Annotated in this window: 9 protein-coding genes and 1 tRNA gene; 8 read left to right on the forward strand and 2 right to left on the reverse strand. The window is 58.3% G+C overall.

Annotated elements, in window-relative coordinates; genetic code table 11:
- The first annotated feature begins 49 nt into the window (after positions 1–49).
- Positions 50–949 carry an aldose 1-epimerase family protein gene (locus MP439_08800; GenBank protein MCI2976159.1) on the forward strand — a complete coding sequence of 300 codons (900 nt, stop codon included), beginning with the start codon at positions 50–52 and terminating at the stop codon, positions 947–949.
- A complete protein-coding gene (locus MP439_08805; GenBank protein MCI2976160.1) occupies positions 946–2,403 on the forward strand; it encodes a glucose-6-phosphate dehydrogenase in 1,458 nt (485 codons plus the stop codon). Before MP439_08800 ends, MP439_08805 begins: the two co-directional genes overlap by 4 nt.
- Before the next feature lie 443 nt (positions 2,404–2,846).
- On the opposite strand, the gene valS is transcribed toward MP439_08805, so the two are convergent.
- Positions 2,847–5,492, reverse strand: coding sequence for a valine--tRNA ligase (gene valS, locus MP439_08810; protein MCI2976161.1), 2,646 nt, complete (start codon positions 5,490–5,492; stop codon positions 2,847–2,849).
- 50 nt (positions 5,493–5,542) lie between these two features.
- Here valS and cysS point away from each other — a divergent pair, with 50 nt between their 5' ends.
- Together cysS and MP439_08820 are read left to right on the forward strand one after the other, a co-directional pair.
- Positions 5,543–6,907: a cysteine--tRNA ligase gene (cysS, locus tag MP439_08815; protein MCI2976162.1), complete on the forward strand. Its 1,365-nt coding sequence runs from the start codon at positions 5,543–5,545 to the stop codon at positions 6,905–6,907.
- A gap of 168 nt (positions 6,908–7,075) precedes the next feature.
- A complete protein-coding gene (locus MP439_08820) occupies positions 7,076–8,290 on the forward strand; it encodes an acyl-CoA dehydrogenase family protein (protein ID MCI2976163.1) in 1,215 nt (404 codons plus the stop codon).
- On the opposite strand, the gene MP439_08825 is transcribed toward MP439_08820, so the two are convergent.
- Positions 8,234–8,740 carry a DUF393 domain-containing protein gene (locus MP439_08825; protein ID MCI2976164.1) on the reverse strand — a complete coding sequence of 169 codons (507 nt, stop codon included), beginning with the start codon at positions 8,738–8,740 and terminating at the stop codon, positions 8,234–8,236. The two genes, MP439_08820 and MP439_08825, sit on opposite strands and share 57 nt — an antisense overlap.
- Before the next feature lie 133 nt (positions 8,741–8,873).
- Between MP439_08825 and MP439_08830 the strand changes: the two genes are divergently transcribed.
- The 4 genes from MP439_08830 to MP439_08845 all read left to right on the forward strand — a co-directional run bounded on the left by MP439_08830 (position 8,874) and on the right by MP439_08845 (position 15,246).
- Entirely contained in the window at positions 8,874–9,890 is a 1,017-nt protein-coding gene (locus MP439_08830) for a PDZ domain-containing protein (GenBank protein MCI2976165.1), read from the forward strand.
- A gap of 9 nt (positions 9,891–9,899) precedes the next feature.
- The gene (locus MP439_08835) at positions 9,900–12,263 is read left to right on the forward strand and encodes a hypothetical protein (protein ID MCI2976166.1); all 2,364 of its coding nucleotides are present in this window, start codon (positions 9,900–9,902) and stop codon (positions 12,261–12,263) included.
- Between the two features lie 10 nt (positions 12,264–12,273).
- Positions 12,274–15,138 (forward strand): UPF0182 family protein, encoded by a 2,865-nt coding sequence (locus MP439_08840; GenBank protein ID MCI2976167.1) that lies wholly within the window; start codon positions 12,274–12,276, stop codon positions 15,136–15,138.
- Between the two features lie 31 nt (positions 15,139–15,169).
- A tRNA-Met gene (locus MP439_08845) sits at positions 15,170–15,246 on the forward strand.
- The last annotated feature ends 337 nt before the right edge of the window (positions 15,247–15,583 follow it).

Here is a 15,583-nt window from a genome sequence, read left to right on the forward strand (position 1 = left end):
AGTGAGTCAAGTGGCTCGTGCGCGTGGTGCGTGCTAGCCTCTGTCACAGATGCAACAACCCCTGACATGCCCCCCTTCGGGCAAGCAGTTTCACATCAGCGCCGCCGACTATTGTGCCGTGATCGTCGAAGTTGGCGCAGGCATCCGCCGGTTGGAACGCAATGGTCGCCCGCTGCTCGCATCCTATGAGGAGGATGTCATCTGTGACGGTGCCCACGGAGCCCACCTGATACCTTGGCCCAATCGAGTGTTGGGGGGACATTATACGTTCATGGGTCAACGCTACCAATTGCCCCTGACCGAGCCGGAAGCCAACAACGCAATCCATGGGTTACTACGTTGGGAAGCATTCGACGTCGTGGCCCTCACCCAACGAGCGGTAACGTTGGCGACCACGCTGCACCCTACGCCTGGATACCCCTTCACGTTGGGCGTTTGCCTCCACCATGAACTCTCCGAGCGCGGTCTCACCGTGACCACCGAGATTATCAATCGAGGCAACGACCCATGCCCTGTCGCCGTCGGCCATCATCCGTATTTATCTCCAGCACTCGGTGAGAAGATCGATGACGCTCTTTTTTCCGCCTCCGCGCTCGTCTTCGACGACGCGACACCACCCACCCTCGCCAGCACCTCGCTCGGTACTCCACAACCGATCGGGGCGCAGATACTCGACACGACATTTGCCGCCCGCCCATCATCCACCACCAACCAGAGTTGGGCGCGGCTGACTGGTGCCGATGGACGCACCGTCGAGCTCTGGGCCGATGACAGTTACCGGTATTTGCAGCTCTTTACCGGGGACACGCTCGCGAGCCACCGCCGGCGCAGGGCCATTGCCGTCGAGCCAATGACGGCTCCGCCGAACGCTTTCCAGAGCGGCCAAGATCTACTCGTCCTACAACCAGGTCAGACACTCGAGACACGATGGGGAGTTCAACTGTTATGACAACACCAGAGACCAGCACCGCAAACAGCACACGAAAGATCTCGACAGGACGCGCCAGGACGGCATCTGCGACGGCGCAAACGGTCGATATCTTCGTCATCTTTGGCATCAGCGGTGACCTGGCGAAAAAGATGACATTTCCGTCCCTCTACCGTTTGGAGGAGAGCCACAAGCTCAAATGTCCCATCATCGGAGTCGCGATGGATGACTGGACGACGCAGTCGCTGGTTGAACATATGCGGACCTCCATCACCAACACAATCGACGATCCAGACCAAGCGGTCGTCGATCGTCTCGCGGCACGCCTGTCCTACTTGCGCGGCAACTTCACCGCTGACGACACCTATGACCAGCTTGCCAAGATGATGGGGGCTGCAAAGCGCAAACTTTACTACCTTGAGATCCCACCCACGCTCTTTGCCCCAGTGGTCCTAGCAGTCGCAAAGAATGGCCTTGCTGAGAACGCCTTCTTCCTCATCGAGAAGCCCTTCGGCCACGATCTCGCCTCAGCGAAGGAACTCAACGATCAGCTCCACGCCGTCGTTGATGAATCCCAAATTTTGCGAATTGACCACTTTCTCGGCAAGCAGCCGGTACTCGATCTGTTCTACCTTCGCTTCGCCAATGCCATCCTTGAGCCACTTTGGAATCGGGATCACGTCTCGGCGATTCACGTCAATATGACTGAGGACTTCGGCGTCGAGGACCGCGGGGCGTTCTACGATCCGGTCGGCGCCCTCCGCGATGTCGTCCAAAATCACCTGCTGCAAGTGTTAGCACTTGTGCTCATGGAGGCCCCAAGCGAGCGCGGCGACCAAGCGCTCTGGGACCGAAAGGCGGACGTCTTCAAGGCGATGGCGACCGTCGATCCATCACAGGTGATCCGTGGCCAATACGAGGGCTATCAAACCGTCCCTGGTGTTCGATCGGGATCGACAACCGAGACCTATATCGCGCTCCGACTCGCCGTCAATAGCTGGCGATGGGAGGGGGTGCCGATCTTTCTTCGTGCCGGCAAAGCCCTTGCGGCCACCGCGACCGAGGTCCGGCTGATCTTCCGCCATCCACCCAAACTCACATCGTTGGATCTGCCAACGCATGTGGCACCGAATCAGGTGATCCTGCGCATCGACCCCGAACCTGGCCTACGAATGAGCCTGTTTTCCAAGGGTGCCGACAGCACTGGGGTTGATCAGGTTCACCTTGACCTACCTTTTGCAAAGGAGTTAGGCCGTGCCCCGGAGCCGTATCAGCTGCTCTTTGGCCACGCGCTGGAAGGCAACCACGCGCTCTTCACGCGCGAAGACGTCGTCGAGGAGACCTGGCGCGTCCTCGATCCCATCGTGCATAGCGGCTCCAAGCCTGCGACCTATCAGCGTGGCACCTGGGGGCCCGTCGAGGCGGACGCGCTTGTACGAGGGCACCTAGGGTGGCAAGAGCCATGGATCGACTGACCGATCCTGCAGCCCATGGACGTGCACCGGTTGATACTGGGCCCACCAAACCAACATTGGCTCCTCAGCAAGATCTAACTGCGCTCGAAGACGGTGGCGATCAGGCGTGCTGGCTTGACCGCGTTTGCCCCGACTGTGGCGTCTTGCCCGGCACAGGATTCTTTGATGAGTGCCGCGCAGAACCACCCGGCCCTGGATGCATTTTGGCCTAAGATACCAGGTGCGTGTTCCGCGACCGCATTGACGCCTCTCGGTCGCATCGGCTGGCAAGCCAAGACCTTGTCAATGCATCCAAAGGTCAATGCATCCAAAGGTCAATGCATCCAAAGGTCAATGCATCCAAATGGCCACGGCGACAACAATGCCGTCAAATCACCCATGTCCCGTCATCTGATTCGATGCTCGGTCACCTGCATCTCCTCACCCAAGGGTCTCTGGTCGCTCTACTCTGGGAGACCGATCATCACCTCGGTGCTCAACGCCTCGTTCTCAGTCTCTTGCAACTCGATACGTCGCACCACGCCAGCCGCAGCCAGATCGGAGAGCGCATCACCAATCGCCTCAAGCCTCGCAGCATTCGCCCGGATCCCGAGCGAGTCGACCGGAGTCTTAGGCGAGACCTTGTGCTCGCTCTTGACGCGCCGAATCTCAGCTAGCACCGCTTGGGCTGTGCGAAAGACGTCAGCCGATGCCTGCCAAGCGCCATCCGCCGAGGGCACAAGACCCAGTCGACGCAGTCCCTCACCCGGTTGCGGCCAGGCATTTCGATGGATCGAATCGTCATGAAACCAAGACCAAGCCTCCTCGGTCACGAACGGTTGATAGGGAGCCAGCGAACGTAACAGCAGCTCATTGGCCAACCGCAGGGTGGCTAATGCCGATGCCCTCCCGGCCGTGGATTCTGTCACCAGAGAGAGATGATTTTGGGTCGAATCACCATAGGCGCGGACCTTGACGAGTTCAAGGTAGTCATCACAAAACTCCCAAAAGACACGCTCGATCACCTCCAACGCTCCGGTGTAGTCGTTACGATCGAGCTTGGCAGTCGCATCGCGCAAGGCTTCGTCTACCACAACCAGGAACGCGACATCGAGTGGGTGGGGATCCACTGGATCACCGCGGTGCTCGGCCCGAGCGAGTGTCCCAAGCACAAACTTGGTGGCGTTGGCGATCTTGATCGCCAGTCGTCGGCCGATCTTCATCTGCCCCTCGTCGGCAGCCGTGTCTACCCCAGGCCTACCGCCGGCAGCCCAGTACCGTAAGGCATCGGCACCAAAGCGCTCCACCAGTGGCATTGGGGTCACGACATTACCCTTTGATTTCGACATCTTCTTACGATCGGGGTCCAAGACGAAGCCAGAAATCAACGCCTGCTTGAATGGAAGGGCTCCAAATCCCAGCTCACTACGCACGACGGTGTAGAACAACCATGTGCGAATAATCTCCTGACCCTGAGGTCTGAGGTCCATCGGAAACACCTTGGCGTATCGGTCAGGATGTGAAAGCCACCCACCGGCAAGTTGGGGACTCAAGCTCGATGTTGCCCAGGTGTCCATCACATCCGGGTCGGCGGCGAAACCACCTGGTTGATCCCGTTGCTCCTCCGTATAGCCACGCGGAGCCTGACTGAGTGGATCGACCGGCAGATCATCCACCGTTGGCACCATCGGATGGTCGTGATCGACCTCCCCGTCGGCGTCAATCGGATACCAGACGGGGATCGGGATCCCGAAGAACCGCTGTCGCGACAGGTTCCAATCCGCGTTTAAGCCCATTACCCAGTTCTCATAGCGAACTCGCATATGCGGTGGAAGCCATACGAGTTCTCGTCCCCGCTCAATCAGAGCCTCGCGATGTGCCATCAGTTTGAGAAACCACTGGCGCGAAGCGACGACCTCAAGTGGGTGATCGCCCTTCTCATAGAACTTCACTGCGTGGGTGACATTGACCGGTGGCGCCAAGAGGTCACCAGATGCTTGCAAGAGCTCGGTGATACGCTCCCTGGCAGCCTGACTTTTGCGACGAACCAGCTGGGCATAGTGCGCATTCGCTTCATCAGGATCGAGTGAGGGAAACGCCTCGGTCCCAAATTCCACGGCCTCGCTCAACCGTCCATCTCGTCCAACAATGACCCGAAGTGGCAATTCGGCGTCTCGCCACCACGTCACGTCGGTAAGGTCGCCAAAGGTGCAGACCATCGCGGCCCCAGTCCCCTTCTCTGGCTCGGCCAACGGATGGGCGATGACCGTCACCGGGGTGCGAAACAGCGGTGTGATCGCCCGCTTGCCAACGAGTGAACGATACCGTACGTCATCAGGATGCACGACAAGGCCAACGCAGGCTGGGATCAGCTCTGGCCGAGAGGTTTCGATCTCGACTTCGCCACCGTCGGCCAGCTGGAATCGAATGCGATGATACTTCCCGGCAACCGGGCGGTCTTCGAGTTCGGCCTGGGCGACGGCTGTCTGGAAGTCGACATCCCAAAGGGTCGGTGAGGAGCTCTGGTAGATTTCACCGCGCTCGAGCAAGGTCAAAAACGCGGCTTGGGAGACTTTTCGGGACTGCTCCCCCACTGTCGTGTAGGTCAGCGACCAGTCGACCGACAGGCCGATGTGTCGCCATAACATCTCGTAGACTTGCTCATCGAGTTGGGTGAGCTGTTCGCAGAGTTCGATGAAGTTAGGCCGAGAGATTGGGCGGAGCTCCTTTGCGCTAGCATCGGGAACGAGGCCGGGTTCGTACTCGAGTGAGGGGTCGCACCTGACCGAAAAATAGTTCTGCACACGTCGCTCTGTTGGCACGCCGTTGTCGTCCCATCCCACAGGGTAAAAAACTTCACGACCTTGCATCCGCTGATATCGTGCGATGATATCCGCATGCGCATAGGAGAAGACGTGGCCGATATGGAGCGATCCACTCACCGTTGGCGGAGGAGTATCGATGGAGTAGATGGCCCCCGCCGGCACGCTATCGTCGAAACGATAGACCCCTCGCTCCTCCCATGTGGCGGACCACTTCTTCTCAAGCCCGTCAAGGGTCACCTTGTCAGGAACGTTGATCACAGCTACCATCTCCTCTCGCGGCTCCACGCCGTGACTTCACTACCACCGTGACGTGCGGGTCGTATACTGAAAGAGCGATGACCACACTCTTTGACACCATGACCGGATCCCTCACCCAGCTTATCAACCCGGGTCAGGAGGCCTTCTCACTCTACGTATGTGGGCCAACCGTGCAGGATCGTCCTCACTTGGGACATGGCCGGATCATGGCGACCTATGATCTCCTTCGACGCCATCTTCGCAACAAGGGGCTCGCCGTCAATCTCGTGATGAACATCACTGATGTCGACGACAAAATCGTTGCCCGAGCCGAAGCTGAGGAGACAAGCTACCAGGCGATCGCGCAACAGTACGAGACAATTTGGTTCGAGACGATGGATCGCCTCGGCGTTGAACGTCCCGACTCCACCCCCCACGCGACCGACTGGATCCAGGGTATGGTCGACAACATTGAGGAGATGCTCAATCTCGGTACGGCCTACACGATCGACGACGGTGTCTACCTTCGGATCGCGAGCGTGCCCCATTATGGACTCCTCACGAAACAGGACTTCGACCAGCTCCAGCCGGGCAATCGTGTTGAGATTAATCCTCTGAAGGAGTCACCCCTCGACTTTGCCCTCTGGAAGCGCGTAGACGACAGCGAACCTGGCTTTGACTCCCCCTTCGGCTATGGTCGCCCCGGATGGCATACCGAATGTGTCACGATGTCAATCGCACTGCTTGGTCGTACCTTCGACTTGCACGGCGGAGGCATGGATCTGATCTTCCCACACCACGAGAACGAACTCGCCCAGGCCCAGGTGCTCCACGCCCCATTCGCGCAACATTGGGCGCACGTAGGCTTCGTTGAGATGAATGGCGAGAAGATGTCGAAGTCGATCGGCAACACCCTGGACCTCACCGACGCTATCACGCAATTCGGAGGTCGCACCGTCCGGTTCGCCTACCTTCGTGCCTATTACCGGTCACCGCTTGAACTCTCCCTGACAGCTCTCGATGATGCATCAGCATCATTACGCCGTATCGACAACTTTCTTGATCGAGGAGAGGATGGGAAAGTCGACGAGCACGTCCTCGCCACCTTCATCGACGACCTCGACCACGACCTCGATACCCCCTCTGCTTTCGCGCTGCTCTTCGACCAAGTTCGTGAAGGTAACATCGACTTCGACCGGCAACGCCTCGATACTGCCCTCGACAAAGTTGCCACCGTGCGTGCGATGTTGTCGTGGATCGGCCTTGCGCCATCAGCAAACACCTCGGCCATTCCTGCAGAGGTCACCGCCGCGGTTAAGGAACGTGAGCAGGCAAAACGTGACCGTGACTACGCCAAGGCCGATGCGCTACGCGCGTTCATCGAGACCGCTGGCTTTGTTATCCTCGACACGAAGGATGGTACACAGTTGCGTAGGGACCGCAGCCTGGCGCCAGAGTCGTAGGAGCGCCAATGCGATCGGTGTGGCCCAAGAACAACCAACGCCGAGACCGGCCAATACAGTGGAGATCAGCTATCAAGCGATGAGTCTTGAACAGGAAGACAAGAATCCTCCTCGCCGTGATGCACATGTTACCACTCGGTAATATAATGATGGAGGTTAGGAGGAGCAATGGACCAGTTTTCGCTTTCACTCAATGACGATCAGCTCGAACTTCAGCGATGGGCACACGACTTTGCAGATAAGACCATCCGTCCCGCCGCCCACGAATGGGATGAGCGCGAGGAGACGCCATGGCCGATCATCCAAGAGGCCGCCAAGATCGGGCTCTACTCATACGACTTCCTTGTCAATGCGTATGCGGACAAAACCGGTCTCACGATGCCGATCGTGATGGAGGAGCTCGCGTGGGGAGATGCCGGCATCACGCTCGCCATCTTTGGCTCAACGCTTGCCGTTGCAGGCATTCTGGCAAACGGAACACCCGAACAAGCAAGTGAGTGGATCCCGCAATGCTTCGGCAGCGCAGACGACCCCAAGCTCGCCGCGTTTGGTGTCACTGAACCTGACGCCGGGAGCGATGTTTCATCACTGCGAACCCGTGCCGTCTATAACGAGGCCGCCGACACCTGGACGCTCAACGGCACCAAGACGTGGATCACCAATGGCGGGATTGCAGACATCCACGTTATCGTGGCGAGCGTTGACCCCGACCTGGGATCACGTGGACAGGCCAGCTTCATCATCCCTCCGGGAACACCCGGCCTGAAAATGGGTCAGAAGTTTAAGAAGATGGGCATCCGGGCCTCCCACACCGCTGAGGTCGTCCTAGAAGACGTTACCATCCCCGGCCACCTGCTCCTCGGCGGCAAGGACCGCCTCGATGAGCGACTCACCCGTGTTCGAGAGGGGAAGCGATCATCATCGCAGGCAGCGATGGCGACCTTCGAAGCCTCGCGCCCACTCGTTGGTGCCCAGGCGCTAGGAATCGCGCGAGCTGCCTACGAATACGCGCTGGACTACGCCCGTGAGCGACGTCAGTTTGGGCGCGCGATCATCGAAAATCAAGCGATTGCCTTCAAACTTGCGGACATGGCAACCCAGATCGACGCAGCCCGGCTGCTCGTCCACCGCGCCGCCTGGATGGCAGCTCAAGGACACGCATTCTCCCACGGGGAAGGGTCCATGTCAAAGCTCTACGCCGGTGAGGTTGCAGTCAAAGCCACCGAGGAGGCCATCCAGATTCTCGGAGGCTATGGCTACGTGCGCGAATATCCGGTCGAACGCTGGCACCGCGACTCCAAGATCTACACCATCTTCGAGGGAACCTCAGAGATCCAGCGGCTTATCGTTGCGCGGGCCATCTCGGGCGTCAAGCTGCGTTAACCTGACACCAGGGAGCACGCGGCTGATCGTGTGTCGATGTCGCGCGACCCAACCATAGGCACGGTTACCAAGGAGACGAACGGGAGCGAGTGCAAGCAGGCGACTCACCGGACACCCAAGGCCACCTGCGAGGCGGGTCATCTCGATGATCGCGCCGTATCCGGCGAACTCAACTCCGGCGTGTTTGAACACGACGGTGGACCCACTCACCACCGACTCGTCATCAGTTCGTATGGTCATGGCCGGCAAGAGGTGACAAGCCGCGGCACCTCCCAAGCGACAAAGGCGGCACGTGCCGTCGATCGAGAGCACCGACGCACTTGTGTGAGGCAAAGAGAGAACACCCTCATGATGCTGGACCCCCTGCAAGGCCGAAGGCTTTTCACTTTCGTGCTCGTCGACGTCGCCCACGAGTTGGTCATGTGATTGGTCCGTCCGCTTTTGCTTCACGAGGAAAGGCTAGCCCATCGATGCGCCTACGCACTATCGCTACTGACGAACAATGCCGCAAACTTAGCTACGGCCAATGCCTCCTGACGCCCGCCTCTCCACCGCCAGTTGGTGTCTCACTACAATCGACAACATGAGTAACCCCCCACACCGCGTGCTTAGCACCGCCCTAATCCTATGGGGGACCATTCTCGTGACCGCCGCGCTTCTCTGGCTTGGCTTTGGCCATGTGTCTGAAGTGTCCGTCGGACCTGGAAGCTTGGTCAACCTCGCCAATGCTGTCCGAGTTGACCATCGCCGCCCTCGTCACCTCGAACTCTTCGATGCTCAGCTTTCTATAACCGCCCTCACTCCACTACAGCTGCTCATTGGACACCTCAACCCGAACGTAGCATTTATCAATCCAATCCACAACGAGGCTCGACAACCTGGTTCTCTGGCGTCGACAAATCTCCAATCGATCCTTGCGGCCAGTGTCGCTGCCTATCGATATCTCGGTATACCGATCCAAGCGACGCATGGACTGCTCGTCCGCGACATTTTACCTACCTCACCAGTACGGAATAAGGTTCATCTCGGTGACCTCGTCACCGCGGTCAATGGCTACCGCGTCTCGAGTTTGGCCAACTTCGAGGCTGCATTGACCGCGAGGCCACACAGCCCAACGGTCACCTTGTTGCTCCAACGCCAACAGCTCCACACATCGCGGCCAACAAGCTATGTCGTGAAGGCACCCTTTGACGAGGGCAAACTCGGGATCGTCATTACCACGGCAACCCTGTATCGGCTGCCCACAGCACTGCAACTGCACATCCCGAAGACGCTCGAAGGGACTGAAGGCCTCGCCCAGGCTATCGCGATTATCGACAGTTATGGCAAGATCAAGGTCACGCACCCTCTGGCTCTTGGTCTGATCGGGCTCGTTACTCCTGATGGGCGCCTCGCACCAGTCTTTGGGATCTACCAAAGAGTCATCGCGATGCGCGATAGCCATCTACGCTATGTACTTGTGCCATCAGTGCAGCGCAACAGGGCTCAACAGGCCTCGCACGGGACCATCACGGTCATCGGGGTAACCTATCTTTCTCAGGCAGTACAGGAAATTGAGCGGCTCGCAAGGGTGCGGACTCCAAAGGAATCGGTCCGATAGGAGGCGATCATGTGGCGATCAGAGACGAATGGAGCAAGTGAGAGCTTTAACATCGTCCGCAAGGGCTATGACCGAGAGGCGGTCGACCGACTCCTTGCCGAACTGCGACAACAGGTCACGCAGGCCACTGCAAAGATCGCTCAACTAGAAGCTGAACTCGCTCAAACCCGACACGATTACACCACGCTGCGAGAGGACACTCGACTCGCGCTATCCGATCCCGAGAGGGCCAGCAAACTGCTTGGCCAGGAGGCGTCAGAGGTACTTAAAAGTGCGAACGACGCAGCACTTGGCCTTCGCCGCAAGGCAGAATCGACGGCGAAAGATCTCGTCGAACGCGCACGTCGTGAAGCGGAGGAGATTACGCGGCAGGCCAAACTTGCCACAGAAGCTGAGATCGAGGAGGGTCGCCAGGTTGCCCGCGCCCATCTCGAGGAGGTTCGACAACAGGGTCGAGAGATCCTGGCGATGGCTGACTCCACGGCCTCCAACACCGTCGAGGCCGCAAAACGAGAGGGTCGATCCCTGGTTTTTCGTGCGCGCGAGCACGCCGCCAATCTGACCCAACAGGCCGAGAACCGCGCCGCCCAGATCCGTGAGGAGATCTCGGGTCTCGATCTCGAACGCCAGCACTTGATTGGGATGCTCCGCAGCGCCCAAGATCTACTCAAGAACTCGCTGAGTACGCTCGATCGTCGACCACCAACCACCATGGTCGAGCACAACGAGTTGCGACCCCTAGCCGACGAGACCCAACAGGCACAACTCGTGACCGCAACAGCCCACGACGAGACGACTAACAACGCGGCTGCAACTACCACTGGGGCCGCGAGCACTGCTGGATCCACGCAGGGCGACGAACAAGAGCCCCAAAGGCCTTTGACAATCGAAGATCACGAGGATCTCGCGTCGCGGTCCTCCCTCGATCACGAGGATGACGCATTGCTCGAGTACACCGGGGGTGACGATGGTTCCGCAGGCGCATTGGACGCCAAAGTCGATACCAACTTCAACGGTCATCAGCCTGGGGAGTTGGCATTTGCTGATGTAGCTCGCCTTATTGAGCTAGCCACCCAACAGACTGCCGCGCTCGAGCTCGAGGACGAAGACGAGGATTCGGTCGTCGAATCGAACGATGCGCTGTCATCGAGGAGCGAACTCGAAGTCCCGAGCATATCACCGGGGGCCGGGTCGTCGTCGATGGCCCAAGCTCCTAGCGCTACAACTGACGAGCAATTGTTGCAAACTGAAGATGCCGATCACGAGACGGCGATATCTGAGGTCGCCACGACCAGTCTCGGAACCCACGAGAGCGGGCCAGCCGACCAAGTTGATCCCACCCTAGGGGCTGCGCGTGAAGCCGAGCAACCAGCTGACGACCACAGTCTTAACGAGGACTTCGAAGACGAGGCAGAGATCGTGGTTGTCGAACGTTACCGACAGCCTCGGCCGCCGGCCGCACAGGAAGACTCCAAATCTCGGCTGCAACGCCTCGAGGCGCTCTTTGGAGAGCTTCGCGGCGAGGGGGTAGTGGACGAAGCTGACGCTGGACCTGTCGTTGTCGCTGACCTCACAGCGGTGATCGTCGACGACAACGGGACTCCTGACGTCATGACTGGCGAGCGCGGGACCTCGAGTGGAGCGGACGTGGAGCCATCGGCATCCGATGATACATCTGACCCGGATGACGACGATCAATTGGCACACAAGATTCAAGGCGCGCTCCATGAACTCTTCGACCCCCGAACGGTCGATCTCTCGCGACGCGTAAAGCGGATCACCCAAGATGACCTCAACCGTATTCTCGCGACCATTCGGTCCAATGGGCGCTCGGGCGCTCTGGCGGTTGTGGAACAGCTAATGAACGACAGCGAGGCTCGCATCAACGATGTTCGGCTGCTCGTCGCCCGGGTTGTGCATGCTGGCTCAGACTTTGCCGGCGCTCTTGGCGATCGCAGTTTCGATCCCGCCGGGGATCGTTTTGACAGCATCGTGGAGGAGACGGCTCTCGAGCTCACCGACGCGCTCGGCCAGGCAACACTTGCTCGGGCTTTCACGACAATCGATAACAACACTGATGGGGACGAGGCTGACCTTGTGTCACTGACCAACGGCATCTACCGGGAGGCCCGACGCCAGCTAGACGAGTTGATCTACGATGTCGCCTATCGGGCCTTCTCGCGCGGAGCGCGCCTTGTACCTGGGGCAACTGGATATCTGTGGATTACCTCGTCGTCGTCCCAACCGTGCGCAGACTGTGAGGACAACATGCTCGCAGGAATCAATCCCATAGCTGAAGCGTTCCCCACTGGACATGAGAATCCGCCAGCACACCCAGGTTGCACCTGCGTTATCGTTCCTGTCTTCGCCTAGGGTGTAATGGATGCGCGTTCCACAAGATATCGCCCGTAGCCGTCGCGGGCCCTCCAAGGCACAGCTTGTCCTCATTGGGGTCGTCATCGTCCTCATCATCCTTCTCTTCTCGTTGAAGGGCGTGGCGGTTTTTTACACCGACTTCCTGTGGTTTTCTAATTACCACCTCGACGAGATTTGGCGCGGCGTCCTCCTCGCCAAGGTAGAGCTTTGGATCGTCTTCGCGGCGATCTTTGCGATTGGCTGTTACGTCTCTCTTACACTGGTCAATCGACGGCTGCCGGCGATTACGCAACAAGACGACGACCTGATCCAACGCTACCGGGCGACTAATGACCGACACCCGAAGATTGCCAAGATCATCATCACCATCGTTGCAACGCTGATCGTCGCATCACAAGCTCCGAGCCAATGGAAGAACTGGCTCCTGTTTACCAATTATGTAGCCTTCCCCTCGAAGGACCCTCAGTTCCATATGAACGCTGGGTTCTTCGTTTTTCGACTGCCCTTCATTCAGTTCTTAATCTCCTGGAGTTTCCTTGCGGTGGCGGTGGTCTTTATCCTCACCGTGGCCGTCGCTTACTTGAACGGTTCGCTGCGGCTCCAGGGACGGGGCACGCGGGCAACGCCACACCTGAAGGCCCATATGTCAGTACTCCTCGCCATTATGGCGCTGATCAAGGCGGTGGGCTACTACTTCCAACGCTATCAACTTGACATGTCCACCCGAGGCTACGTCGAAGGCGCCAGCTACACCGATGTCCACGCACAACTCCCCGCCATCAACCTGCTTATCTTCATCTCGGTCGTCGCCTGTGGGTTGTTTGTCTTCAATATCTACCGTCAAGGTTGGGTGCTTCCGGTGCTCGCCCTCGGATTGTGGGCCTTCATTTCGATCGTTCTCGGCGCCATCTATCCGGCACTCATCGAGAAATTCGTCGTCGCTCCTGCCCAAGAGCAGAAAGAGGCTCCCTACATCGAGCGCAACATCATTGCGACTCGATACGCCATGGGACTGAACTCGATTGCCTCGGTACCCTACAACGCGGCCAGTGACACCTCCTCATCGGTCGCGCTCACCAATGATAAAGCCTTGCGTTCCATCATTCTCTGGGGAGCCGAACAACCGCTGCAGACCTTTGACAAGCTCCAAGATATCCGCTCCTACTACCAGTTCAATTCCCTCGCCATCGAAACCTACAAGGTGCACGGAGTCACAACCCCGGTCGTTGTGGGCGTGCGCCAAATCAACTCAAACAACCTACCGGCACAGTCATGGGTGAACGAGCACCTACAGTTCACCCACGGATACGGTGCCGCGCTTGCTGAGGCCAACACCATCGCCAACAGCGGCAACCCTGTCTTCGACATCGGCAACCTGCCACCGACCTCCAAGGGTGGTGTACCAACCCTTACACAGCCGCAGGTCTACTACGGCGAAGACATGAGCAACTATGTCATTGCCAACACCAAGCAACCAGAAATCGACTATCAGTTGCGCTCAGGAGCCTCGGTCGAGACTCACTATCGCTCGACCGGTGGTGTGCAGCTGTCGTCGATCGTGAAGCGTGCGGCTTTTGCCCTCCGTTTTGGCGACATCAACATCCTGGACTCTTCGCTCATCACCCCACAATCGCGCCTTATGTTCGAGCGCGGTATCGTTCAGCGCGCCGAGATGGCGATGCCATTCCTCAAGTACGGATCCCACCCGTATCCTGTGATCGCCAACGGGCGTGTCTACTGGGTCCTCAACGGCTACACCACCAGTACCAACTACCCGTATGCCCAGGCGGCGAATACCAGCGCGGTACCATCTGGGAGCCAGCTAGCCGGTGGCAACTACAACTACATCCGCAACTCAGTTAAGGTCGTCATCGATGCCTACTCCGGTGCGATGCACTTTTACGTGTCGGATCCATCAGACCCGATGATCCAGGCCTACGAGAAGGCATTCCCTCGCATCTTTCAACCCTTATCGTCGATGAATCCAGCAATTGAGGCTCATCTACGCTATCCAAGCGACCTGCTCTCGGTACAGTCCGAAATGTATGGTCTTTACCACGTGACGAGTGCCTCCAACTTCTATTCAGCAGGCAACGCCTGGGAGGTTTCTGCCAGCCCAGCCATTGGGCAAATCCCAACTGGGACCAATGGAGGATTCGCCTCGCTCTCGAGCCCCGGCAACTCGCCAATGTTGCCGGTCTATGAGATGGTCCAATTGCCGGGAACCAATGATCCGAGCTTGAGTTCGGTTGAGGCGTATGTGCCGTACTCGCCTTCCGGCTCGACCCAGAACCTCACGGGATTCCTTGTTGGACAGTCGACTCCGACCAATCCATACCAACTCACTACCTTGATTACACCCACCGGTCAGCAGATCGATGGGCCGAACCAGATCACCTCGAGAATGACCTCGCAGACGGCGGTCTCTCAGGAACTCACACTGCTCGATCAACACGGCTCGAATGTCGACTTTGGATCCACATCAGCAATACCACTGAATCAAAATCTCCTTTGGGTTACCCCGTTGTACGTCTCCAGTACCTCCAATCCGATTCCTGAGATCAAGGAGATCGTGATGGCCTATGGCACCAACATCGCCATCAGTCCTACCGTTGCCGGCGACCTCCAACAGATCTTCGGGGTTATCCCCAACGGCGTAGAGGGCAGCCAAAAGGCAACAAGTACCGTGCCAAGTACCGTCGTGTCTTCACAAGCTTCGAGCATCATCGCGAAGGCTCAGTCGCTCTACAAGAAGGCACAAGAGGCACTCAAGTCCGGCAACTTGTCGCTCTACCAGCAAGATATCGATCAGATAGGTTCGCTACTGAACGAGATTTCCACCAAGGTCAAGGCACCAACGGTCAAGAAATAGCCACTGCACCCGCTATACTTGAATCTATCAACGCGGGGTGGAGCAGCTAGGTAGCTCGTCGGGCTCATAACCCGAAGGTCGTAGGTTCAAATCCTACCCCCGCCACCATTATCCTTGGTTCCACGCTCACCTTTGCGTATGCACAACGCTGTGACCAGCGGTGTTGTGTTCGCCGACCCGTCGAAGATCCGAGTTTCTCGGGGCCTTATCAACGCTACGTACGCATGCGTATGCAGGGTGTTCGCGACGCGTGTGGCGCCTGAGCTGCGGTTCCTCGGCGCCCAGGGTATCGATGTCGTTCTCAGGGGGATCGTGCGTTCTGCATATCCAGCTGAGTACTACGAGATACTGCCTAGCAGCAGCGCGTGGCCAGTATCGTCGGGTGCCACCGGCGCCGATAGTCTGTTTCTCATGTAATGTCGTGGGTGCATTGGCCACTTTCAGG

This window comes from Ferrimicrobium sp. (genome assembly GCA_022690815.1).
Classification (GTDB): domain Bacteria; phylum Actinomycetota; class Acidimicrobiia; order Acidimicrobiales; family Acidimicrobiaceae; genus Ferrimicrobium.